At 39.9% G+C, this 23,023-nt stretch carries 25 protein-coding genes; all 25 read left to right on the forward strand.

The annotated features are described in order from the left end of the window. The first annotated feature begins 5 nt into the window (after positions 1 to 5). Positions 6 to 575, forward strand: a complete 570-nt coding sequence (locus J9318_RS02645) for a Maf family protein (RefSeq protein WP_210561005.1) — start codon at positions 6 to 8, stop codon at positions 573 to 575. Further along, complete coding sequence (rng, locus tag J9318_RS02650) at positions 572 to 2,044, forward strand: ribonuclease G (protein ID WP_210561006.1); 1,473 nt, start codon at positions 572 to 574, stop codon at positions 2,042 to 2,044. The genes J9318_RS02645 and rng overlap by 4 nt, the downstream gene beginning before the upstream one ends. Before the next feature lie 17 nt (positions 2,045 to 2,061). Further along, positions 2,062 to 2,529 (forward strand): tRNA (adenosine(37)-N6)-threonylcarbamoyltransferase complex ATPase subunit type 1 TsaE, encoded by a 468-nt coding sequence (gene tsaE / locus J9318_RS02655; RefSeq protein WP_210561007.1) that lies wholly within the window; start codon positions 2,062 to 2,064, stop codon positions 2,527 to 2,529. Positions 2,530 to 2,591: 62 nt separating this feature from the next. Continuing rightward, a complete protein-coding gene (locus J9318_RS02660; protein ID WP_210562343.1) occupies positions 2,592 to 3,866 on the forward strand; it encodes an N-acetylmuramoyl-L-alanine amidase in 1,275 nt (424 codons plus the stop codon). Positions 3,867 to 3,874: 8 nt separating this feature from the next. Beyond that, positions 3,875 to 5,626 carry a DNA mismatch repair endonuclease MutL gene (gene mutL, locus J9318_RS02665; RefSeq protein ID WP_210561008.1) on the forward strand — a complete coding sequence of 584 codons (1,752 nt, stop codon included), beginning with the start codon at positions 3,875 to 3,877 and terminating at the stop codon, positions 5,624 to 5,626. A 27-nt stretch (positions 5,627 to 5,653) separates the two neighbouring features. Beyond that, positions 5,654 to 6,583 (forward strand): tRNA (adenosine(37)-N6)-dimethylallyltransferase MiaA, encoded by a 930-nt coding sequence (miaA, locus tag J9318_RS02670; RefSeq protein WP_210561009.1) that lies wholly within the window; start codon positions 5,654 to 5,656, stop codon positions 6,581 to 6,583. An 85-nt stretch (positions 6,584 to 6,668) separates the two neighbouring features. Then, positions 6,669 to 6,914 carry an RNA chaperone Hfq gene (gene hfq / locus J9318_RS02675; protein WP_210561010.1) on the forward strand — a complete coding sequence of 82 codons (246 nt, stop codon included), beginning with the start codon at positions 6,669 to 6,671 and terminating at the stop codon, positions 6,912 to 6,914. 104 nt (positions 6,915 to 7,018) lie between these two features. Then, on the forward strand, positions 7,019 to 8,308 hold the full coding sequence (gene hflX, locus J9318_RS02680) for a ribosome rescue GTPase HflX (RefSeq protein WP_210561011.1): 1,290 nt from the start codon (positions 7,019 to 7,021) through the stop codon (positions 8,306 to 8,308). A gap of 109 nt (positions 8,309 to 8,417) precedes the next feature. Beyond that, a complete protein-coding gene (gene hflK / locus J9318_RS02685) occupies positions 8,418 to 9,566 on the forward strand; it encodes an FtsH protease activity modulator HflK (protein WP_210561012.1) in 1,149 nt (382 codons plus the stop codon). Positions 9,567 to 9,568: 2 nt separating this feature from the next. Continuing rightward, positions 9,569 to 10,444: a protease modulator HflC gene (gene hflC, locus J9318_RS02690; RefSeq protein ID WP_210561013.1), complete on the forward strand. Its 876-nt coding sequence runs from the start codon at positions 9,569 to 9,571 to the stop codon at positions 10,442 to 10,444. Positions 10,445 to 10,509: 65 nt separating this feature from the next. Then, entirely contained in the window at positions 10,510 to 10,692 is a 183-nt protein-coding gene (locus J9318_RS02695) for a DUF2065 domain-containing protein (protein WP_244731826.1), read from the forward strand. Positions 10,693 to 10,816: 124 nt separating this feature from the next. Continuing rightward, entirely contained in the window at positions 10,817 to 12,112 is a 1,296-nt protein-coding gene (locus J9318_RS02700) for an adenylosuccinate synthase (RefSeq protein WP_210561014.1), read from the forward strand. Positions 12,113 to 12,215: 103 nt separating this feature from the next. Further along, positions 12,216 to 13,565: a S41 family peptidase gene (locus J9318_RS02705; RefSeq protein WP_210561015.1), complete on the forward strand. Its 1,350-nt coding sequence runs from the start codon at positions 12,216 to 12,218 to the stop codon at positions 13,563 to 13,565. A 67-nt stretch (positions 13,566 to 13,632) separates the two neighbouring features. Continuing rightward, positions 13,633 to 14,268 (forward strand): tetratricopeptide repeat protein, encoded by a 636-nt coding sequence (locus tag J9318_RS02710; protein WP_210561016.1) that lies wholly within the window; start codon positions 13,633 to 13,635, stop codon positions 14,266 to 14,268. 123 nt (positions 14,269 to 14,391) lie between these two features. Next, positions 14,392 to 16,848: a ribonuclease R gene (gene rnr / locus J9318_RS02715; protein ID WP_210561017.1), complete on the forward strand. Its 2,457-nt coding sequence runs from the start codon at positions 14,392 to 14,394 to the stop codon at positions 16,846 to 16,848. 11 nt (positions 16,849 to 16,859) lie between these two features. Beyond that, on the forward strand, positions 16,860 to 17,606 hold the full coding sequence (gene rlmB, locus J9318_RS02720; protein ID WP_210561018.1) for a 23S rRNA (guanosine(2251)-2'-O)-methyltransferase RlmB: 747 nt from the start codon (positions 16,860 to 16,862) through the stop codon (positions 17,604 to 17,606). 132 nt (positions 17,607 to 17,738) lie between these two features. Continuing rightward, positions 17,739 to 18,266, forward strand: coding sequence for a TlpA family protein disulfide reductase (locus J9318_RS02725; protein ID WP_210561019.1), 528 nt, complete (start codon positions 17,739 to 17,741; stop codon positions 18,264 to 18,266). A 161-nt stretch (positions 18,267 to 18,427) separates the two neighbouring features. After that, a complete protein-coding gene (gene rpsF, locus J9318_RS02730; protein WP_155695984.1) occupies positions 18,428 to 18,766 on the forward strand; it encodes a 30S ribosomal protein S6 in 339 nt (112 codons plus the stop codon). 18 nt (positions 18,767 to 18,784) lie between these two features. Beyond that, the gene (gene priB, locus J9318_RS02735; RefSeq protein WP_210561020.1) at positions 18,785 to 19,090 is read left to right on the forward strand and encodes a primosomal replication protein N; all 306 of its coding nucleotides are present in this window, start codon (positions 18,785 to 18,787) and stop codon (positions 19,088 to 19,090) included. 10 nt (positions 19,091 to 19,100) lie between these two features. After that, on the forward strand, positions 19,101 to 19,328 hold the full coding sequence (gene rpsR, locus J9318_RS02740) for a 30S ribosomal protein S18 (protein ID WP_208831217.1): 228 nt from the start codon (positions 19,101 to 19,103) through the stop codon (positions 19,326 to 19,328). 27 nt (positions 19,329 to 19,355) lie between these two features. Then, complete coding sequence (gene rplI, locus J9318_RS02745) at positions 19,356 to 19,808, forward strand: 50S ribosomal protein L9 (RefSeq protein WP_210561021.1); 453 nt, start codon at positions 19,356 to 19,358, stop codon at positions 19,806 to 19,808. A gap of 221 nt (positions 19,809 to 20,029) precedes the next feature. Then, complete coding sequence (locus J9318_RS02750) at positions 20,030 to 20,791, forward strand: PEP-CTERM sorting domain-containing protein (protein ID WP_210561022.1); 762 nt, start codon at positions 20,030 to 20,032, stop codon at positions 20,789 to 20,791. A gap of 120 nt (positions 20,792 to 20,911) precedes the next feature. After that, positions 20,912 to 21,538 carry an RNA polymerase sigma factor gene (locus J9318_RS02755; protein ID WP_244731829.1) on the forward strand — a complete coding sequence of 209 codons (627 nt, stop codon included), beginning with the start codon at positions 20,912 to 20,914 and terminating at the stop codon, positions 21,536 to 21,538. Beyond that, positions 21,538 to 22,035 (forward strand): hypothetical protein, encoded by a 498-nt coding sequence (locus tag J9318_RS02760; protein ID WP_210561023.1) that lies wholly within the window; start codon positions 21,538 to 21,540, stop codon positions 22,033 to 22,035. The genes J9318_RS02755 and J9318_RS02760 overlap by 1 nt, the downstream gene beginning before the upstream one ends. 17 nt (positions 22,036 to 22,052) lie before the next feature. After that, on the forward strand, positions 22,053 to 23,018 hold the full coding sequence (locus J9318_RS02765; protein ID WP_210561024.1) for a DUF4097 family beta strand repeat-containing protein: 966 nt from the start codon (positions 22,053 to 22,055) through the stop codon (positions 23,016 to 23,018). Positions 23,019 to 23,023: the final 5 nt, after the last annotated feature.

The following is a 23,023-nucleotide window of genomic DNA, read 5'->3' on the forward strand; positions in this document are numbered from 1 at the left end:
GCCTTATGAATATTATACTTGCAAGTCAGTCGCCACGACGAAAACAATTATTAGGTTACATAGTTTCAAACTTTGAACAGAGAAGCGCTGATATTGATGAGTCTGTTTTGGAACAAGAGTCGCCGGTAGATTATGTTGAGCGTTTGGCAAATGAAAAAGCCATGGTTATTTTTAACAAGATTATTGGGCCGGAAAATTATTTAGTAATTGGCTCGGATACTACGGTTGTTAATGATGGTGAAATATTAGGTAAACCAGATTCTCTCGAAGATTGTAAGGCAATGTTGTTAGCCCTATCAGGAAAAGAGCATCAAGTTTTAACTGCTTTCAGTATTGTCACTAAAGCAAAAACGATAACTAAAACAGTAACCACGCAAGTTCAATTTACTAATATTTCAGAGCAACAAGTTGTAGAGTATTGGAATACCGGTGAACCACAAGATAAGGCCGGTGCGTACGCTATTCAGGGTATTGGTGGCAAATTCGTAAAATCTATTAACGGTAGTGTGAGCTCGGTTGTTGGTTTGCCATTAGCTGAGTTAGACTCGACGTTAAAGGAGTTCTTAGTAGTATGAGTGTCGAATTATTAATTAATATTACGCCAAGCGAAACTCGCGTAGCCGCAGTTGAAAATGGCATGTTACAAGAACTCCATGTTGAGCGACAAAGTACACACGGTATCGTTGGAAACATATATCTAGGTAAAGTAAGTCGAGTTCTCCCGGGTATGCAAGCTGCGTTTGTCGATATTGGTATGGAAAAAGCGGCGTTTTTACATGCCTCAGATATCATTACTTATGATGACGAAAAAGACCAAATAACACAAAATAGTAATACTGCGCGAGATATAAAAGAGCTCGTTCGTGAAGGTCAAAAAATCATAGTCCAAGTTGTCAAAGATCCACTAGGTACTAAAGGTGCTCGTTTAACCACAGACATTACATTGCCGTCGCGATATTTGGTTTTTATGCCCGATTCAAAACACGTAGGCATCTCTCAGCGCATTGAAAATGAAAAAGAGCGGTATCGTTTAAAGTCTGCTGTTGAAGCTTATTATGAAGAAGGTGAAGGCGGGTTTATCGTCCGTACAGCCGCCGAAGGTGCTGGCACTGAAGAGCTAGCGCAAGATGCTGTTTTTTTGAAAAGATTGTGGCAAAAGATAATAAAGAAAAAGAAAAAAACTCGAAATCAAGCGGTTCTGTATGAAGATTTAAGTCTCGCTTTTAGAGTTATTAGAGACTTTATTACCGATGAGTTAGAGCGTGTTCGAATTGACTCAAAATTGATGTACGGTGAGCTTCTCGCGTTTACAGAAGAGTTTATGCCTGAGATGTCAGCAAAGCTTGAGTATTACCCAGGTGAGCGACCAATTTTCGATTTATTTGATGTTGAATCAGAGATTAAACGAGCCTTAGATAAAAAGGTTGAGTTAAAGTCAGGCGGTTATCTCGTTATCGATCAAACTGAGGCAATGACAACAATTGACGTGAATACAGGTGCATTTGTAGGTCATCGTAGTTTAGAAGACACTATTTTTAATACTAATAGTGAAGCAACCCAGGCTATTGCTCGTCAACTTAGGTTACGAAACTTAGGTGGTATTATCATCATCGATTTCATTGATATGGATAGTGTCGACCATCAGCGTAGAGTGCTTCACAGCTTAGATTTAGCATTAGGAAAAGATAAAGCGAAAACAAAAATAAATGGCTTTTCAAACCTAGGCTTAGTTGAGATGACTCGAAAACGCACCAGAGAAAGCTTAGAGCATGTATTGTGTGGAGCTTGTCCAGCGTGTAAAGGCCGAGGTTATGTCAAAACAGTAGAAACAATCTGTGCCGAACTATTAAGAGAAATTGTAAGAGTTAACCGAGCATATAAAGCGGACCAATTTGTTGTATATGCATCGCCAGCCGTTGCTGAATCACTGATAAATGATGAGTACCATAACTTGGCTGAACTTGAAGTATTTATTGGCAAACAAATTAAAGTTAAAACAGAACCTATGTATAATCAGGACCAGTTTGACGTTGTTATGATGTAAATAGGCAATTTAAGAAAATGAACACTTTCACCACGCTACTAAAAAATGAAGATGCAACGGTATCCATGGGTAAGGTCATTGCTCAGTCGTTATCACCCGGTATGACGATATTTTTGCATGGTGATCTTGGTGCCGGAAAAACGACGATTAGTCGTGGCATAATTCAAGGTTTAGGTCATGAAGGCAGAGTGAAAAGCCCAACATACACATTAGTTGAGCCGTATGAGTTAGCTGATGTTACCGCTTATCATTTTGATCTATACCGCTTAGCCGACCCAGAAGAGCTTGAATTCATGGGCTTTCGAGATTATTTTAATGATAAGGCAGTTTGTTTAATTGAATGGCCAGAGAAGGGCCAAGACTTTTTACCGCAAGCCGATTTAGAGTTATATTTGACATATGTTGGCGAACAACGTGAAATAAGATTTAAACCGTTATCTAATCTGGGTAACGAAACCGTTAAAAAAATAGAGTCTAATTATTAATAGTGTTTATGAGGTTTAATACTGCAGTGTCTAAATTTATAAAAACTATTATCGTCATCTGCATGATACTAGTGGCCACTCCATCGTATGCTTCAGATAAAATCAACGGAGTAAGGATTTGGCCTGCTCCAGATTCTACTCGAGTCGTTTTAGACTTATCCGGTCCTGCTGATTTTAGTTACTTTCAATTAAGTAACCCGCAACGATTAGTTATTGATTTGAACAATACAAAACTTGCTACATCGTTAAACGGATTGGCAAAAGACGCTCAAATTATTACTAAGGTTAGAAAAAGTACGCCAAAACGAAAGGGCTCGACAAGACTCGTACTAGACCTGGTTAAAAAAATAGAACCTATGTTGTTTGCGCTTCCCCCTGCAGGCCCATACGGAAATCGTTTGGTCATTGATTTATTAGACAAAGAAGAAAAGGTCGAAAAGGCGAAGCGTGTTATTGAGACAGACAGAGATATAGTTATTGCAATTGATGCGGGACATGGCGGTGAAGATCCTGGTTCAATTGGTCGAGCTGGAACCTTTGAAAAACACGTAACATTATCGCTCGCTAAAAAAATAGAAGCATTAATTAATAAAGAAAAAGGGCTTAAGGCGGTTCTTACCAGAACAGGCGATTATTATTTAGATCTAAACAAGCGCACAAAAAAAGCCCGTGAATCTGGCGCTGAATTATTAATTTCTGTACACGCTGATGCCTTTACTACACCTGGTCCTCACGGCGCCTCGGTTTGGGTACAAAGTAACAAGCGAGCAACAACTGAAGTGGGTCGCTCGCTAGAGAGAAAAGAAGAACACTCTCAATTACTCGGCGGTGTTGCCGAAGCAATTAAAGATACAACGACAGAAGAGTATCTCATGAGAACCTTTATTGACTTGTCTATGGATCATTCAAGAGATCAAGGTTTTACAGTCGCTTATGCGGTATTAGATGAACTCAAAAAAGTAACGTCACTCCATCAGCGAAAACCACAATCAGCTAGCTTAGGTGTATTAAAGTCGCCCGATATACCATCAATTCTAGTAGAAGGCGGTTTCATTTCGAATCCCAAAGAAGAGAAGATGTTAACAAATGCGTGGCAACAAAATCGTTTAGCCAATGCCATTGTTAATGCCGTTAAAAAGCATTTTAAAAAGCGCCCGCCTGAAGGCACCTTGTATGCAAAACTTCATAGGTCTGTGCAACACAAAGTAAGGCCTGGCGAGTCGTTATCTTTGGTAGCTCAAAATTATAAAGTGTCCGTATCTTCTCTAAAGTCAGCGAATAGTTTAAAGAACGACGTGATAAGAGTTGGCCAAGTTCTCTCGATACCTCAGTCGTAATAACGTTTATGACAATAAAAATTTTACCACCGCAGCTGGCTAACCAAATAGCTGCCGGTGAAGTCGTTGAAAGACCTGCATCGGTTGTTAAAGAGCTTGTTGAAAATGCGTTAGATGCTGGCGCTGACAAAGTTGAAATTGACATTGAGCGGGGCGGCCACAAAAAAATCCTCATCAAAGACAACGGTAAGGGAATTCCAAAACAGGAACTTGCGCTTGCCTTGTCTCGCCATGCAACGAGCAAAATCACCAATATAGATGACTTAGAAGCGATCGTTAGTTTAGGCTTTCGTGGCGAAGCCCTAGCATCAATAAGTTCGGTTGCGCGACTAACCATGACGTCTAAGCCTGTTTCACAACCAGAAGCGTGGTCGGCGATTGCTGAAGGCTTGGATATGCAAGTAGACGTTAAACCCGCGGCTCACCCAAATGGCACAAGTGTTGAGGTTTTAGATTTATTTTTTAACACCCCTGCAAGAAGAAAGTTTTTACGTGCAGAAAAAACCGAGTTTAATCATATCGAAGGTTTGATTCGTCGTATTGCAATGAGTCGCCCTGATGTAACTTTTGTATTGCAACATAATAACAAGGTAGTTAAACGCTTTCGTTCTCAAGCCGCAAATACAAACGCCATCAAACAGCAGTCAGCAAGAATCGCAGAAGTCATTAATAGCCAATTTGTCGAGCATTCCAGTGTAAGAACAGCAAAATACGACAATATTTCTGTGTCTATATGGGCGAAGTCACCTCAAGAGTGTAAGTCGGTGAATCCGGCACAATACTCTTTTGTTAATGGTCGTATGATGCGGGACAAACTCATTCAACACGCTATTCGTCAAGCATATGCAGACACATTACACCCAGAGCAACAGCCTGAGTACGTTTTATTTGTAGACTTACCAGCAACTGATGTTGATGTTAATGTTCACCCTGCAAAACATGAAGTCAGGTTTCATCATGCCCGACTGCTACATGATTTAATTGTAGGCACAATACAGGAATGTTTAGCAGACTTTAATAAGTCGCTACCGATAGAAACGCCACAAGTGACTGAGCAGGCGCCGCCAGCTTGGTTAGCACACAGTAACGTTAACGTCACAGCATCAAGTGATAAGCCATCGTTTAATCGATCAGAATTAAAGCCGCTAAACCGACCCGATCCTATAAAATCATTTTCAGGATTAACGCCTGTTAGTTTGTCAAACGTGAGTGCTGAATTTGACAAAGCACCAAGCATTGAAAATAGCACTTTTACTATTATCAAAGTTCAGTCACAGATTGTTATGGTGGAACACCAATCAAAAATTTGGTTAATAAGTTTAGCGGAATTATTTGATGTTAACACCGTTGCAAAACTATCCGACACGCAGCTGCAACCTGCGCCATTGCTGGTGCCAATTCGTATAAAAATTAATGAAGATGAAATTAAACAGGTTGAAGAGGGTAAAAGGCAACTTCATGACTGTGGGTTTGATGTAAAGCTACATCAATCATTTTTAATTATTAAACAAGTACCAAGTATTATTCGCAGCCGCGATTGTAGTCGTTTTTTACCAGACTTCTTCAATGCTTTATTTAGTTGTGGTGGTTGGACTAAAAACTCAATAGTCAAACTCATTAGTGAATCAAACGATATTCCTAGTGATAATCAGAATATATTGAAACAATTGCATATACTTAAAGGACATGCTGATTTTGACAAGCAATGGAATAAAATCGCAAAGGTAATAGATTTATCTAACATCTATCATCTTATCTAGAAATAAATACCAGAGATTAATATATTAATGACCGAAAATTCCAATAACACCGTAATATCAATTATGGGTCCTACCGCATCGGGAAAAACCGATTTAGCGATGCAGTTAGCCGATATAATTAACGGGGACTTGATAAGTGTAGACTCTGCACTCATATATCGAGGGATGGATATAGGTACTGCAAAACCAACGCCAGCAGAGTTAGAAAAGTATCCTCATAAGTTAATTAGTTTTTTGGATCCAGCACAAGTTTATTCTGCAGCAGATTTTAGAACTGACGTACTAAAAGCAATTGAAGAAAGCTTTGATAACGGGAAAACCCCTATACTCGTCGGCGGTACGATGATGTACTTTAAGGCTTTAATCGATGGTATCTCAGATTTACCGGAAGCAAGTGCAGAAGTGCGCAGTGAGATTGAAGCAATGGCAAAGGAGCATGACTGGGAATATGTTCATGCCCAGTTAGCCAAGGTTGATCCGGTCGCCGCAAAGCGAATTCATCCAAACGATCCGCAAAGAATTAATCGGGCATACGAAGTGTACCTGATAAGTGGAAAAACGATGACTGAGCTAATGGCAAAGGAAAAACAGCCGATACCTTATAATATTAAGCAGTTTGCTTTTATGTGTGAGGACAAAACTGAACTTCATCAACGTATTGAGCAACGCTTTAATATTATGCTAGAGCAAGGTTTTCAGGCAGAAGTAGAAGCGTTAATGAAAAGGCCAGACTTGCACTTAGATTTACCAGCGATAAGAGCCGTTGGTTATCGTCAAATGTGGCAACATTTGAAAGGTGAGCTTGACTGGAATGAAATGGTTTTCCGTGGAGTCGTAGCGACGAGGCAATTAGCCAAAAGGCAACTTACTTGGTTACGTAGTTGGCCCAACGTTATGTACCTAGAAGTAGGAAAACAAAAAGAAAACTTGCAACGCATAATAAACTCGCTAAGCTAAGCTTAAGCAAAGTTGTATTATCGCTGATGTGCAAGGTTTACCTAACAACAATAAATAATAAAACTAATGAGAAGGAACATTGACAATGGCTAAGGGGCAGTCCTTACAAGACCCGTTTTTAAATGCATTACGTCGTGAGCGAATTCCGGTTTCGATCTATTTAGTAAACGGTATAAAATTACAAGGCCAGGTTGAATCATTTGACCAGTTTGTCATTTTGCTTAAAAATACGTTAAGCCAAATGGTTTACAAGCATGCAATATCAACAATCGTGCCCGCCAGACCTTTCCAGACTAATCCTCATTATGCTGGCAACGACGATTCAGAATAGTATTTATAATTTTATTTAATTATTAATCCGATTTTAAAAGGGAATACGTATTAACGTATTTCCTTTTTTGCATTTTACGCAACACAACCTATTAGGAAGTTCATTTGTTCGATAGATATGAAGGCGGCGAACAAGCCGTTTTAGTCCATGTAAACTTTTCGGCGGAAAACGATCGAGAAGATTTAGAAGAATTAGGCCTGTTAGTGTCATCTGCCGGTGTGTCTACCTCAGCAGTAGTAACGACAAGTCGTCACTCTCCAGACGCAAAGTATTACGTTGGTACGGGTAAAGCCCAAGAAATTGCCGATACAGTTCGTGCAGAAGGCGCAGATATTGTTATTTTTAACCACTCGTTATCACCCTCTCAAGAGCGTAACCTAGAAGCATTATTTCAATGCCGTGTATTAGACAGAACCGGTTTGATACTTGATATTTTTGCGCAACGAGCACGTACCCATGAAGGTAAGCTTCAAGTTGAATTAGCCCAGTTGAGACACATATCCACACGTCTTATTCGCGGCTGGACCCATTTAGAAAGACAAAAAGGCGGTATTGGCCTTCGTGGTCCTGGTGAAACTCAGCTAGAAACCGATCGACGATTACTCAGAGCCAGAATTTCACATATCTTATCCAGGCTAGAAAAAGTCTCTAAACAACGTGAGCAAGGGCGTCGTTCTCGTAAAAAAGCCGAAGTGCCAACCGTATCATTAGTCGGTTATACTAACGCGGGTAAATCAACGCTATTTAATGCGTTAACTGATTCAGATGTGTATGCAGCAGATCAACTTTTTGCAACCTTAGATCCAACACTAAGAAAAATTGAATTAGCAGACGTGGGTGAGACAATTCTTGCCGATACTGTTGGTTTTATAAGACACTTGCCTCATGACTTAGTCGCAGCATTTAAAGCGACATTGACTGAGACCCGTGAAGCAGACTTACAACTTCATGTTATTGATGTTGCAGACCCTCGTCGAAGTGATAATATTTTTCAGGTTGAAGAAGTATTACGAGAAATTGATGCCGATGATATTCCTCAACTTTTAGTGTTCAATAAAATCGACTTATTAAAAGATGCTGAACCTCATATTGAGCGAGACGATGAAGGTAAGCCAGTTTCTGTTTGGCTTACCGCACAAAAAGCTCAAGGCTTAGAGTTATTGTTGCAAGCTATGTCTGAGCGATTAGGTTTAGCGATGTGGGATGTAGAGTTAGTATTACCACCGAGTGAAGGTAAGCTAAGAGCTGATCTTTATCAACTAAATGGAATTCTAGATGAACGAGTAGATGAAAATGGTCACTTCGTTTTATCTGTTCGTATAACTAAAATAGACCAACAAAAGTTAAACAAACAATTGGGCTACGACATTGAAAAATGGCTAATCAGTCACTAAATATACAGACAGTGCAGTTTGTTCACAGTATTAACTCAATTTCATAGAGTTATGTGGACGACTTTGCTAAATTAAACAGTAACTTTTCTGAATGAAACTGGAGTAACTTATGGCCTGGAATGAGCCGGGAAATAACAATAACGATCCGTGGAAAAATCGCGGCGGCAAAGATCAGGGGCCACCTGACTTAGACGAGTTATTTAAAGATTTAGGCAATAGATTTAATGGTTTGTTTGGTGGAAAATCAAACAAAGATGGAAATAAAGGGGCTGGCGGCTTTGGTATTACGATAGTACTTGTTGTTGCCTTCATCATTTGGTTCTTATCTGGTTGGTATACGTTGCGCGAAGCAGAAAGTGGCGTAGTGCTAAGATTTGGTGAATACACCGAATTAAAAGAACCAGGCCTTCGTTTTAACCCAACATTTATCGATAAAGTCATACCGGTCGATATTCAAACGGTTCGTACGATACCAGCATCAGGTTTCATGCTTACTCAAGATGAGAACGTTGTTCAAGTTGAAATGGAAGTACAGTACAGAGTATTAGATCCGAAAAACTTCTTATTCTCAGTACCAGATCCAACTAACAGTTTACGTCAGGCAACTGATAGTGCATTACGTTCTGTAATTGGTAACTCAAAAATGGATGATATTTTGACCTCTGGTCGTGAGATAGTCCGTCAAAGTACTCGCGAAGAGTTAGAGGCAATTATTGAACCTTATAAACTAGGTTTAGCGATTGTTGATGTAAACTTCAAAGACGCGCGTCCTCCAGAGCAAGTTAAAGATGCATTTGATGATGCGATTGCAGCTCGAGAAGATGAAGTTCGTTATGTGAACGAAGCAAAAGCGTATGCAAGTGAAGTTGAACCGCGTGCCCGTGGTCAAGTAAACCGTATGGTTCAAGAAGCAACAGCCTACAAACAGGGTAAGATCTTAGCGTCGCAAGGTCAGGTTGCAAAATTTGATCAATTATTACCTGAATACAATGCCGCACCAGAAGTAACGCGCCAACGTCTGTATTTAGAGACTATGGAGCAAGTATTATCAAATACTTCTAAGGTACTTGTTGATACCAAAGGTAATGGCAACATGATGTATTTACCATTGGATAAAATCATGCAACATCAAGGCGTAGTGCCTTCGTTAGATAACCGCACTGCAACTGATTACAACACAGGTTCTGGTAAAACCACGCAGCCTACACAAAGCAATCGCCCAAGTCGTGGTGACCGCTTTAATGATGGGAGAAACTAATCATGAAAACATTTAGTCTAATTTTAGTAGCAGTATTTGTGGTCATGACGTTCTCTTCATTATTTGTAGTAAATGAAGGACAACGCAGTATCGTTATCCAATTTGGTAAAGTTAAGCGTGATGATGCTGGAGCACCAGTTGTTAACGAACCAGGTTTGCACTTTAAGCTGCCATTTGTTGAAAAAGTAAAAACACTTGATGCACGTATTCAAACGCTTGATGGCGAGCCGGATCGTTTCGTAACGGTTGAAAAGAAAGACTTAATTGTTGATTCTTTTGTGAAATGGCGCATATCTGACTTTGCGAAATTCTACCTTTCAACAGGCGGAAATAAGCTAAATGCAGAAACGCTTTTAGAGCAAAAAGTAAATAACGGTCTTCGTACAGCTTTTGGTTCTCGAACGATCAAAGAGATTGTTTCAGGAGAACGCCAGGAACTAATGCAGCAAGCGATTCAAGCGGCAAAAAGTTCAAGCGATTTAGGTATCGAAGTGTTAGACGTTCGTGTTAAGCAAATTAACCTACCAGTTAGAGTTAGTAATTCAATATTTGAACGTATGCGTACTGAACGTCAAGAAGTAGCGAAAGCTCACCGCTCAGAAGGTCGTGAGAAGGCTGAAATTATTCGCGCTGATGTTGATGCTCGTATTACCGTCATGCTTGCAGAAGCAGAACGTGAAGCTCAAACATTACGTGGTGAAGGTGATGCACTAGCTGCAAAATTTTATGCTGATGCGTTTAACAAGAACCCTGAGTTCTTTGCGTTTGTGCGTAGCTTAGAGGCATACAAAAATAGCTTTAATAGCAAAAGCGATATCTTAGTTATCCAACCGGACAGTGACTTCTTCAAATATATGAAGAGCACATCAGGCAAATAACTATCGTTTAATTGATATCATTCAAAGGGCTCTTCGGAGCCCTTTATTATTTTTAAAGGTGCGTTATGGACATAGATTGGTTTGTTGTAATAGCGATGGTTTTAATCATTGAAGGCATGATGCCATTATTATTTCCGAAAACATGGCGTAACTATATTAAAAAATTATCTCAAGAACCGGTTGGGGTAATTCGGCAAGTTGGTCTAGTTTTATTTACTATTGGTATTCTTTTACTGTGGTTTAGATAACGGTTTTTTTAATCGTTAAAACAGTCGTCTAGTAGTTTTTATTCTAATTTTTCTAAAAAGCGGGTGATCTTTGTACCAGATTTTTGGTAGAATCCCCGCCTAATTTTTTCTGAGTGAATTAAATATGGGCAAAAACGTTGTTGTTTTAGGCACCCAATGGGGTGACGAAGGTAAAGGTAAGGTTGTAGACCTGCTGACAGATAAGGCTTCTTATGTAGTCCGTTATCAAGGTGGTCACAATGCTGGCCATACTCTAGTTATCAACGGTGAAAAAACCGTTCTTCACTTAATACCGTCTGGCGTATTACGCGATGGCGTTAAATGCATTATTGGTAATGGCGTTGTTCTATCTCCAGAAGCGTTATTAAAAGAAATGAAAATGCTAGAAGATCGTGGCGTTCCAGTAAAAGAGCGTTTATTAATTTCTGAAGCATGTCCATTAATTCTTCCTTACCACATTGCATTAGACCAAGCTCGTGAAATCAAGCGTGGCAATAAAGCTATTGGTACTACCGGTCGTGGTATCGGTCCTGCGTATGAAGATAAAGTGGCTCGTCGCGGTTTACGCGTAGGTGACTTATTCAATCCTGAATTATTCGCAGAAAAGTTAAAAGAAGTTTTAGAGTTTCACAACTTTGCACTAGTAAACTATTACGGTGTTGAAGCGGTTGATTTCGACAAAACATACAATGACGCAATGGCTGTAGCAGATATGCTAAAAGCTATGGTTGTTGATGTAACTGACTTACTAGACAAGACTCGTCTAGCTGGCGAATCAATCTTATTCGAAGGTGCACAGGGCACGTTACTTGATATCGATCACGGTACTTACCCTTATGTAACTTCTTCTAATACCACTGCTGGTGGTGTTGCGACAGGCGCTGGTTTCGGTCCTTGTCATATTGATTATGTTTTAGGTATCGTAAAAGCTTACACAACTCGTGTTGGTTCGGGTCCGTTCCCAACTGAATTAAAAGATGAAGTTGGTAATCACTTAGGCACAAAAGGGCATGAGTTCGGTGCGACTACTGGACGTGAGCGTCGTTGTGGTTGGTTTGACGCAGTTGCAATGAAACGCGCTGTACAATTAAACTCAATTACTGGTTTTTGCTTAACTAAACTAGACGTATTAGACGGTCTTGAAGAAATAAAGATTTGTACTGGTTACGAATTAGCGGATGGTTCAATTGTTGACGTACCGCCTATGGCAGCAGAAGGTTATGCAACTGCAAAACCTATTTATGAAACTGTACCTGGCTGGTCTGAAAACTCATTTGGTGTTACTGAGTTTGATAAATTACCACAAGCGGCACAGTCTTATATCAAGCGTCTAGAAGAAATCACTGGCATACCAATGGATATTATTTCTACTGGTCCAGATCGCAGTGAAACATTTATTCTGAGAAACCCGTTCTCATAATTGATTTACTGACTAAACGGTAAAAAATCCTGCAAAAAGCTGTCATTCGACAGCTTTTTTTGTATTCTGAGTTATATCCAAATTCATTAACGCGGAATGATTCATGTTAAAAACGACTAAACTTGCTACGGCTCTTCTAACATCAAGCTTGTTGTTAGGCTGTGGTGGTTCTGACTCAGATAATCTAGCAGACAACGGTTATTGTTCAGCAATAGATGCAAATGAACGATTATATAGTTACATGCAAGACTGGTATTTCTGGGAAGAAAATTTACCGAGTACATTCGATCCAGGCGCATACCCAAATATACCTGCAACAATCGATGCCCTAAGAGATGTGCAAGATCGATTTAGTTTTTCAATGACAACAGCACAATATGAAGACTATCAAGCGTCAGTATTCTTTGGGTACGGCTTCTCACATGAAGTAAACGCACAAGAAGACGGACTTGTAATTAGATATGTTTATGAAGAGGGTACGCCAGCCCAAAGCGGTCTTCGCCGTGGCGATACAATTATAGAAATTGACGGTACTGCAATGTCGCAGATAATCTCTGAAGTTAAAGCGGGTACTAAGAGTTTTGCCGATTATTTCGGACCAAATGTCAGTGGTTATTCTATCAACATCAAATTTGAAAAGCCGACTGGTAGGGTAGAGTCTGCGACCATAACAAAAGGTAGCATTACCGCAAATACCGTATTAGCGAAAGAGGTTAAACAACTAGAAGTTGATAACATTAACAAAAATGTTGGTTATCTAGTGTTTAACTCATTTGATAATGTCTCTGAGCAAGAATTAAATGATGCTTTTGACTTATTCAAAATCGATTCAATTGATGAGCTTGTGTTAGACCTTAGGTACAACGGCGGAGGTTTAATTCGAGTAGCAAATCAACTAAGTACACAAATTGCGGGTGATAAGGTTGACGGTGAAACCTTTGTTCAGTATCGATATAACTCCAAACAAAGTGATAGTAATCAAACTTTGCTATTTAGTCTTGGCGAAGGTATTGAGAAGATGAACTTAGACCGAGTTGTTGTCTTAACATCGGAAGGTAGTTGCTCAGCAAGCGAATTAGTGATCAACTCCTTAAAACCTCATATTGAAGTTGTCACTATAGGTAATAAAACCTGCGGCAAGCCGGTTGGAATGAGTCCAACTCAAATATGTGATGACGTTATTTTTGCGATTAACTTTGACTCTGTGAACTCAGAAGGTGAAGGTGAATATTTCGATGGCCTACCGGTTGATTGTCGAGTTGATGAGGTAGTCACCGGTGATTGGGGAGTTGAATCAGATCCCTTGTTAGCGGAAGGATTGAATTATTTACAAACCGGTGCTTGTAGTTCTGGGGCTCAAAATCTTAGCGATGTGTTTGGTGCTAAAACATCAAAAGCGTCGAAAACAATCGATTGGACAAAAGGTCCTGTAAAAGCACAAAAGCTTTTATAATGGCCTATTACTTGCTTTGGAATTGAGTAACAGTATTCAGTTCCAAGGTTTTCCTGAAAGGTTTTATATGAAAGTGCATGCTTTAATTTTTATTTTCCTCGCCACGTTTTTGTTAGTGGTTGATAAAAGCTTTGCGGACGATGGCGAGCCATTGCAAGCGGTACAAATATACACCCAAGATGAGCTCTTGGATTTGATAAAACAAAACAAGCACCTAGAGCGAGTTAAACTGGACCGTTGTCAACTTACACGAGATATTGAAGACAGGGCGGTAAAGCTGCACCTGCCGGCTTATGAATTTTTGTATGGTGATATGTTGGCTTGGGGGGTTTGTGTCGACCAAAACGCCGAATTGGGCATGTTTTATATTAGAGAGTCGGCAAAACAAGGCCTCGTTGCCGCCATAGAGCAATTAGGTCGTTATTATCATGTAGGTCGTTTTGTTCAAAAGGATCACGAAAAAGCTTATACCTATATCTACCGAGCGGCGGAACTCGGAAATGTGCAAGCACAGATACGACTTATTGATATGCAGTTAGCTGGGCTAGGTAGTCCGTACGATTATGAAAGTGCTTATCGTTGGTTACACCATGCCGTTATTGCCGACCAAAATCAGCATAATGAAGCCTCAAAGCAACTAAAAAAACTCGAAAAGTTGATGCATCCAAAAACCCTACAGGCAGCAAAACAGTCGGCTTATTAAAGAAATGTCGATAAAAAGCATTATATTTAATAAAACTATCGAACATTAATTCGTTCAGTTGGTATACTAAAGTAAGTAGCGCAAGAGCGTTGCTTATTTTATTAATTGAAAAAGTGAACATTAATGCCAAAAAAAGACCCGAATTATGCTCGGGAAAAAGAAAAGTATTCTACCCCTATTGCCAGCCGCGAATTTATCCTCGATGCGATCAAGCAGGCCGATAAGCCCCTAACATTTAAAGAACTAACAAAACTTTGCAATATTACCGACGAAGAACTAGTTGTCGCGCTGAAACGTAGACTGCGAGCAATGGAAAATGCTGGTCAGCTTATCTTCAATAAATTTAAGAAGTACGGTATTCCTGACGAAAAAGAATTAATCAAAGGCAAAGTGTTAGGTCATAAAGACGGATTCGGCTTTCTGCAACCAGATGGCAAAGTAACGGGTAAAAATGATTGGTATATTAGCCATAGCCAAATGCGTGGTTTATTGCCAGGCGATTATGTATTAGCGCAACCAATTGGTGAGTTTAAAGGTAAAACCGAAGCAAGAGTTATTAGTGTAATTCAAGGTCGAGAAGCACCAATTATTGGGCGTTATTTTGTAGAGATGGGAGTGGCTGTTGTCGTACCTGACGACAGTCGTATAAAGCAAGAAATTCTTATTGAAAAAGGGCAAGAAAATGGTGCCCGACATGGCCAAATGGTTATTGTTGAGCTGCTCCAACGCCCCACTAAACGTAGTAGCGCGGTAGCTAAGGTTTCTGAAGTGCTAGGTGAGCATATGGCACCGGGTATGGAAGTTGATATAGCCTTACGAAACCACGATATTCCATTCCAGTGGTCGCCAAGCATAGATAAATATGTTTCTACATTATCATCAGAAGTGTTAGAAAAAGATAAGAACGGTCGTGTAGATTTACGTCAAATGCCACTCGTTACTATCGATGGTGAAGACTCCAGAGATTTTGATGACGCCGTTTATTGTAAGCCTAAAGATGATGGTGGTTGGACGCTTTACGTCGCGATTGCGGATGTGTCTCATTATGTAAGACATAACTCTGATTTAGATAAAGAAGCGATAGAACGTGGTAACTCGGTATATTTCCCCTCAAAAGTTATTCCTATGCTTCCAGAGGCACTGTCCAATGGTTTATGTTCGTTAAATCCACAAACAGATCGCTTATGTATGGTGGCGGAAATGGATATTGACGCTACTGGTCGATTGAATGACTACACATTTTATGAAGCGGTTATGCACTCACATGCGCGCTTAACCTACACCAAAGTAGCATCAATGCTGAAAGGTGATGTGGAGTTACAGCAGCGATACAAACATGTTTGGCCTCATATTCAAGACCTAAACGCATTATATAAAGCGTTAAAGCTGATACGAGCAGAGCGTGGCGCGTTTGAATTTGAGACGATTGAGCCTAAATTTATTTTTAATGCACAACAAAAAATAGATCACGTTGAAGTTGTTGAACGTAACGATGCCCATAAAATCATTGAAGAATGCATGATAATGGCTAATGTTGCCGCAGCTAAGTTTATTGAAGGTAATAATGGCCATGCTTTATTTAGGGTGCATGACAAGCCAGATCCAAGCAAGCTAGCTACGTTTCGCGCATTTTTAGCGGAGTTAGGTGGCGAACTTAAATTTAGCGATGAGCCAAGCCCGAAAGAATTAAGCAGCCAGGTAAATAAATATTTAAACCGACCTGACGGCGAATTAATTCAAACAATGATGATTAGAAGTATGCGCCAAGCTGTTTATCAACCTGATAATATTGGTCACTTTGGATTAGCGTTAGAAGGGTATGCGCACTTCACGTCACCAATTCGTCGTTATCCAGATTTAATTGTTCACAGAGCAATTAAAGCGATTATCAAGAAACAAGGGCAAACCACGTCAGGGCAATATGCCTATAACGAAGAAGAATTAGAGCAGTTAGGTGAGCAATGTTCAATGACAGAACGAAGAGCAGATGATGCGACTCGTGATGTTGAGTCTTGGCTTAAGTGCGAGTTTATGCAAGACCATATCGACATGGAGTATGAAGGCGTAATTGCCTCGGTAACCTCATTTGGTTTGTTTGTCCGACTGGTGGATTTGCATATTGAAGGCTTAGTTCATATCACTGCCTTAGGTAAAGATTACTTTAATTATAGCCCAGAGCGTAATGCGCTTATTGGTGAGAATAGCCGACAAGTTTTCCGCTTAGGCGATACGCTAGAAGTTAAAGTCGTGTCAGTTAATCTTGAAGACAAGCAAATTGATTTTGAATTAGTAGGAGTGAGTGGCGGACGTCGCCGTGCAACGAACACTGATTCGAATCGCTCAAAAAAACCAAGTGTCAGAGAGCAGCTTAAAAAAGGTAAAATTCCTGGACAGCAAGATAAAGAAGATTCAAAAAGAAAGCCTAAATCAAAAAGTGGACCAAAGCGGGACGCAAAAGATAAGCCTAAAAGTGAATCTAAAAGAAAATCAAAAAGTAGCGCAACAAAAGGCAAAACAAAGCCTAAGAAAAAGCCAAAATCAAGAGCGGCCAAGCGCATAGCTAAAAAGAAAAGTGATTAGTAGAGATAAATATGAGTTCTGAAATAGCCTATGGCATCCACTCTTTAACAGCCATTATTCAACATGAGCCAGAAAGAGTTATTGAGTTATTTGTCCTAAAAGGGCGTGAAGACGACCGAATTAAACCAATCTTAGAACAAGCCTATGCATTGGGTTTCTCGGTTCAATACGCTTCTAGAAAAACGTTAGACGATAAATGTGATGGTGAACAACATCAAGGCGTAGTCGCTCGTGTAAGACCAGCGAAGCAACGAGATGAAGGTGATCTTAAGCAATGGTTGCAAAGTGTAGAAGGCAGAAACAAACCACCATTTTTACTTGTGTTAGACGGAATCACCGACCCTCATAACTTAGGAGCAGTGTTACGAACAGCAGATGCTGCTGGTATCGATGGCGTTATTGTCCCCAAAGACCGTTCGGCTAAGTTAAATGGTACCGCGAGAAAGGTTGCCTGTGGTGCCGCCGAAGTGATGCCTCTTTACGTTGTTACCAACCTAGCTCGAAGTTTAAAAACGTTGCAAGATAATAATGTTTGGATTATTGGTACGGCGGGTGAGGCCACTGCCGATGTGTTTGAAATGAAGTTCTCTGGTCCACTGGCTATAGTTATGGGTGCTGAAGGTACCGGCATGAGACGTTTGACTCGTGAACACTGTGATGAATTAGTTAAAATACCAATGGCTGGTTCCGTTTCAAGCTTAAACGTTTCTGTGGCGACAGGTGTGATTTTATATGAAGCGGTTCGTCAAAGAAGTTAACAGTCTGGTTAATTAAAAAAAGTAGACTGGTCTATAATTACTATTAATTCAAACAAAGTAAAAGGTTGTCTTTTGAAGTTGTGTAAAGTTGTCCTTTATTTATCAATATTTTGCTTATTTTTTAGTATAAGTGTGCTTGCAGATGATCCTGAAGTTGAGCTCGACGAAGACGGCAATCCTATTGTAAAGCTAGAAACTGCGCCGGAATGGGTGTTGGTGAATGGGCAAGGAGAAACGGTATCGTCGGCAATGCTGGCTGGAAAACCTTATGTGTTGCATTTTTGGGCAACATGGTGCCCATACTGTAAGCGTTTTCAACCAGGTTTAGATTATATTGCGGTGGATTACGTCGAAAAAGGAATACCCACTTACGCAGTTAGTTGGTGGGAAAATCCCGGAGCAAAACCTGTAAAGGAAATGGAAAAAAGAGGCTTGATGCTTCCGGTGTTAGTTGATGGCGATCAAGTGGCAAAAGCATTTGGTGTAATAGGGACTCCAACGACTGTATTCGTAAATCATGAGGGTGGTATTAACTATCGACATACCGGTTTTGACCCTAACGATCCGCAACTTAGAGTCGCTTACGAGCAACTTAAAGCAGAAATGGAAGCGCCACCAAAACCTGAGTCTGAAGATGGTGAAGAAGACGATTCTGAATAACATTAATAAAACCGTTCAAATTTCCTTCAATTAACTTGTGTAACGCGCAAAAATCCTTATAATTGCGCGCCCAAATCAGCTATTACTAATTTTGTTCCTTGCCTTTGTTCAAGTTTGGCTGAGCTTGTCGATGAGGCTACTAATCCATAAGGAATCTAACGATGCGTCATTACGAAATCGTTTTTATGGTTCACCCTGACCAGAGTGAACAAGTTACTGGTATGATCGAGCGTTATACTGGTTCTATCACTGAAGCAAATGGTACTATCCACCGTCTTGAAGACTGGGGTCGTCGCCAACTAGCTTATCCAATTGAGAAACTTCACAAAGCGCACTACGTTCTTATGAACGTTGAAGCAACGAGCGAAGTTATTGCTGAATTAGAAGAGACTTTCCGTTACAACGATGCTGTTTTACGTAGCTTGACTATCCGTAAAGACGCTGCTGTTACTGAAGCTTCTCCTTTAGTAAAAGAAGAGAAAAAAGAACAAGCTGCTTAATTTAGGGAGTTAGCTTAGGTGTTTAATCAGTTGGTTTTAACCGGCCAAGTTTGCAAGTCACCCAAGTTTACAACCAGCCCTGCAGGTGTGATTCATGGTCAGTTTTCAATTGAACATAAATCAATACAACAGGAAGACGGTTTTAATCGCAATGCGTATGTCCGACTTCATGTAGTAACTTGTGGTGAGCAACAGCAGCAGTTAATCAAAAATTTTATTGTAGGTGATGAAGTTCAAGTGTCTGGTTTTTTAAACCGACATGAAAGCAAAAACGGCCAAGCCATTATTGCTATTCACGCCCAACATATAGAAAGACTCAATTAGGAGACTACTAATGGCACGTTATTTCAGACGTCGTAAAGTATGCCGTTTCAAAGCAGATGGCGTAAAAGAGATCGATTATAAAGATCTATCAACTCTACGTAACTACGTTACAGAGAGCGGTAAAATCGTACCTAGCCGTATTACAGGCACAAGTGCAAAGTATCAACGTCAATTAGCACGTGCAATCAAACGCGCGCGTTTCTTAGCATTGCTACCATACACAGACTTACATCAATAAGATTGGTAATTAAGAGGTTTAATACTTATGAACGTAATCCTTTTAGACAAAGTTGCCAACTTAGGTTCACTTGGTGACAATGTTAACGTTAAAGCGGGTTTTGCTCGTAACTTCCTTTTCCCACAAGGTAAAGCAGTTCCAGCAAACAAAGCAAACTTAGAAATGTTCGAAGCACGTCGCGCTGAATTAGAAGCGAAAGTTGCTGAAGAACTAGCTGCAGCACAAGCTCGCGCTGAGAAACTAAATGCATTAGAAGCGGTAACTATCGCATCTAAAGCTGGTGACGAAGGCAAGCTATTCGGTTCAATCGGCACACGTGACATCGCTCTTGCGATCACTGAAGCGGGTGTTGAAGTTGCTAAAGCTGAAGTTAAAATGCCTGAAGGTGCAATCCGTGAAATCGGTCAGTTTGAACTTGCAGTTCAATTGCACGCAGAAGTAATGGCCAACGTAACTGTTGTTGTTATTGCTGAAGCATAATTAGAAAGATTTATCTTTTTAATAAAAACACCGCCTAGTGCGGTGTTTTTTTATTTAGAGCTCATAATTAGAAAAAACACCTGAACCAGAGGTGTCAGATATTTTTACAAGTTCTGCTTTGTAATTTATATCTATATAATTTTAAATGAATATTTTCGTGGTTCGTTTTTTGCTTACATTGGGGAACGTCCTAATTTTTGTAAATGAGAGCTAAAACTTCCATGAATGTATTTAAGAAACTTGCCCTAATTGGTCTACTATCATCCACAATATTTACTGCTTCTAATGCACAGGCTGAATTAATTTACTGGGCTGACTGGGAGTCAGGCACTGTTGATCCAACAATCAATAGAATCACTGAGGTTAATGGTACTATGACAACGTCTACAGCAGTGATTGACGTAACTTATACTAATTCTCAGGGCATTCACTTTCTTCAAACAGGTACAGGTATTGATTACTTTAATAGCTTTCAAGACCCATCTATCTCGCCATACACAAGTGCGTTAGTTGACAACACTCCAACGGCGGCTGAGATGATTGCTCTGAATCGTCAAGGAAGCCAAACATTAAATTTTTCTGAGTCTGTAGCAAACTTAGTTTTTTCTTATGTTAGTTTAAATTTAAATGGTTACGCTTTTGACCAAGACTTCGATATTTTGTCTTACGGCGGGTTAGATGGTAACGCCGATGGTTACTTCGGTGCAGGCTCATCGTATAAACAAGTGGTAGATCTTGGTAATGGCAACTTTGAGTACCGATTATTGGGTACCGGTGAACCGCATGGAACTATCCAGTTTACAGGTTCTTTTACTGATGTGTCTTGGAGAAGTTTAAGTGACGAGACGTGGAATGGCTTTACTGTTGGAATTCAAGGTACATCGGAAGAAGTATTTGATGAAGTACCAGAGCCTTCCTCAATTGCATTGTTTGCTTTAGGTTTACTAGCGTTAACAAGAAAAACATTGAAAATACGCAGTTAACTTATTACTAAATAAAGAAAAGACCTTTTTAAGGTCTTTTTTTTTGCCCATTTAAACCTTTTTTGTTTTGATAGTTACTAAAGCTATAACAAATAAAAACAAAGCAGAGAGCACTAAATTGTGACTGGAAACGTTATCCAACCAGAAGCTTTCAAGCAACGTGTCAATGATGTTGATGATGAGCAAAGTTGGATTGAACAATTAAAGCAGGGTAAACAAACTGCACTTAAGCCTATCTATGAAAAGTATGGGAAGCGAGTTTATGCGCTTTGTTTCAGGCTCTCTGGTAATAATGAAATTGCTGAAGATATCTGCCAAGAAGTGTTTGTGCAGGTTTGGAAAAAAATCGGAAATTTTCACGGTGATAGCCAATTTAGTACTTGGCTTTATTCTGTCACAAGTTTCCAAGCAATAAATTATATGCGTAAACAAAAGCGATGGTGGCAAAGCTGGTTTGTAGATAAAGATAGTATTTCTGGTGAGGCCATGATTGATGCGATCCCCACTACTGATGAGCAGCATGACTTTAGCTTATCTAGAAGTGGTCTGGATAAACACATTACTAACTTACCAGAACAAGCTCGTATTGTGTTTGTACTATTTGCTATCGAAGGTTGGCGCCATGAAGAAATATCTAAAGAACTTTCCATAGCAGTAGGCTCTAGTAAAGCGCAGTACCATAGAGCCAAAAAACTATTACAACAAGCGTTGTTGTTAGAAGATCAAACCCAAGGAGTTGTTGCCTAATGAATCAATCAGACAATAACCAATTGCTAGATGAGGCGTTACAAGCTTTGCCGAACGAACTAACCCCAAAGCGTGACTTATGGGCAGGTATAGAGCAAGCCGTAGCAAAAACGCAACAAGATAGTCAGAAACTGCGATCCGCTTCATATTTAAATTGGAAAAACATTGCAGCGGCTTTTGTTCCTATTGCCTTTTTAGCAGGTGTTTATATGAATAGTATGACTCCAATAGAGAACGATTTACCTTGGCTAAAACCCATATCGTCTAGTTTTGAGATGCAAAAGCAACTATTGATGAAGCGAGTTGATGGCCAGTCGTTAGTTAATCAGAAATGGCAAGATTCATTAAAAGACTTAGAGCTTGCTGAAAAGTCATTAATTAAAGCGTTAAAGACACAACCAGAAGATCCCGCGTTGATGAAAATGCTCACACATGTTTACCAGCAACAATTAGAAATTATTGCGAAAAGTCATCAACCTAAATATTTGCAAATTTAAAATAGTAGGAAATTAAAATGATAAATGTAAAAAAAGCGTTATTAAAGTTTAGCTTGGTCGCCGCCTGTATCGCGTTTTCTGCGAGTGTTTTAGCTGGCGAAAGAATTGATGAGACGTTGGCAGCTGAGAAAGATGGTCGGGTTGCGATAGAGGTTATGACAGGCCTTGTTTCCATAAAAAGCTGGGATAAGGCAGAAGTAAAAGTCATTGGTGAATTAGACGGCAAAGCTGAAGGCTATGTATTTGAGCGCAATGGCAATCGAATTATATTCAAAGTTAAGATGCCTAAACAAACTTGGGGTAGCTGGAAAGACACAAGTGGTGAGCTCACGTTTTACGTTCCTAAGCAGAGTGAGTTGAGGTTTGAAGGCGTAAATGTTTCCGTTGATGCACAAGAAATCGTTGGTGGCGCAAAAATCAATACGGTTAATGGCGACATAACGGCGACTAAATTAGAGAAGCGAGTTGAACTCGAAACCGTTAACGGCAAAATTACCAGTCGAGAGTTATCAGGGCGATTAACTATAACTACAGTAAATGGTGAAATAGACGATAAAGGTAGCCAAGGCGAGGCCGAAATTACGACTGTAAATGGTGAGATTAATACCAACATAGTTTCTAGCGACTTAGCGATTACCAATGTAAATGGTGGCATGAACCTTTCGTTAAGTGGAGTTGAAGAGTTGGAGATTAGTACTGTTAACGGTGACATCAAGCTTGATTATGTTTACGACAAAAAAGGTAAAGTTGTTATATCGGCGGTAAGTGGTGAAATTGATTTATATGTCCCAGCAGATATTTCTGCAAGGTTTAATATTGAAACACATGCCGGTGGTGACATTAACAATAAACTAACAAACCAGCAGTCAACTAAAAATCGATATGGCCCTGGAGAATCGCTGGAATTTGAAACAGGTAGCGGCCATATTAAATTTGAAATGAACACGGTGAATGGCGATATAAGCATCCTAAAAAAACGCTAAATAAT

This window comes from Psychrosphaera aestuarii, from assembly GCF_017948405.1.
In the GTDB taxonomy this organism is placed as follows: Bacteria; Pseudomonadota; Gammaproteobacteria; order Enterobacterales; family Alteromonadaceae; genus Psychrosphaera; species Psychrosphaera aestuarii.

Bases quoted from the DNA above. Each gene is read 5' to 3' on its own strand.
- rlmB (WP_210561018.1), top strand. From the start codon at position 16,860: ATGAGTTCTGAAATAGCCTATGGCATCCACTCTTTAACAGCCATTATT.
- rng (WP_210561006.1), top strand. From the start codon at position 572: ATGAGTGTCGAATTATTAATTAATATTACGCCAAGCGAAACTCGCGTA.
- rpsF (WP_155695984.1), top strand. From the start codon at position 18,428: ATGCGTCATTACGAAATCGTTTTTATGGTTCACCCTGACCAGAGTGAA.
- J9318_RS02695 (WP_244731826.1), top strand. From the start codon at position 10,510: ATGGACATAGATTGGTTTGTTGTAATAGCGATGGTTTTAATCATTGAA.
- J9318_RS02660 (WP_210562343.1), top strand. From the start codon at position 2,592: ATGATACTAGTGGCCACTCCATCGTATGCTTCAGATAAAATCAACGGA.
- hflC (WP_210561013.1), top strand. From the start codon at position 9,569: ATGAAAACATTTAGTCTAATTTTAGTAGCAGTATTTGTGGTCATGACG.
- J9318_RS02710 (WP_210561016.1), top strand. From the start codon at position 13,633: ATGAAAGTGCATGCTTTAATTTTTATTTTCCTCGCCACGTTTTTGTTA.
- tsaE (WP_210561007.1), top strand. From the start codon at position 2,062: ATGAACACTTTCACCACGCTACTAAAAAATGAAGATGCAACGGTATCC.
- J9318_RS02705 (WP_210561015.1), top strand. From the start codon at position 12,216: ATGTTAAAAACGACTAAACTTGCTACGGCTCTTCTAACATCAAGCTTG.
- hfq (WP_210561010.1), top strand. From the start codon at position 6,669: ATGGCTAAGGGGCAGTCCTTACAAGACCCGTTTTTAAATGCATTACGT.
- hflK (WP_210561012.1), top strand. From the start codon at position 8,418: ATGGCCTGGAATGAGCCGGGAAATAACAATAACGATCCGTGGAAAAAT.
- J9318_RS02700 (WP_210561014.1), top strand. From the start codon at position 10,817: ATGGGCAAAAACGTTGTTGTTTTAGGCACCCAATGGGGTGACGAAGGT.
- rplI (WP_210561021.1), top strand. From the start codon at position 19,356: ATGAACGTAATCCTTTTAGACAAAGTTGCCAACTTAGGTTCACTTGGT.
- J9318_RS02750 (WP_210561022.1), top strand. From the start codon at position 20,030: ATGAATGTATTTAAGAAACTTGCCCTAATTGGTCTACTATCATCCACA.
- miaA (WP_210561009.1), top strand. From the start codon at position 5,654: ATGACCGAAAATTCCAATAACACCGTAATATCAATTATGGGTCCTACC.
- rpsR (WP_208831217.1), top strand. From the start codon at position 19,101: ATGGCACGTTATTTCAGACGTCGTAAAGTATGCCGTTTCAAAGCAGAT.
- rnr (WP_210561017.1), top strand. From the start codon at position 14,392: ATGCCAAAAAAAGACCCGAATTATGCTCGGGAAAAAGAAAAGTATTCT.
- mutL (WP_210561008.1), top strand. From the start codon at position 3,875: ATGACAATAAAAATTTTACCACCGCAGCTGGCTAACCAAATAGCTGCC.
- J9318_RS02645 (WP_210561005.1), top strand. From the start codon at position 6: ATGAATATTATACTTGCAAGTCAGTCGCCACGACGAAAACAATTATTA.
- J9318_RS02760 (WP_210561023.1), top strand. From the start codon at position 21,538: ATGAATCAATCAGACAATAACCAATTGCTAGATGAGGCGTTACAAGCT.
- J9318_RS02765 (WP_210561024.1), top strand. From the start codon at position 22,053: ATGATAAATGTAAAAAAAGCGTTATTAAAGTTTAGCTTGGTCGCCGCC.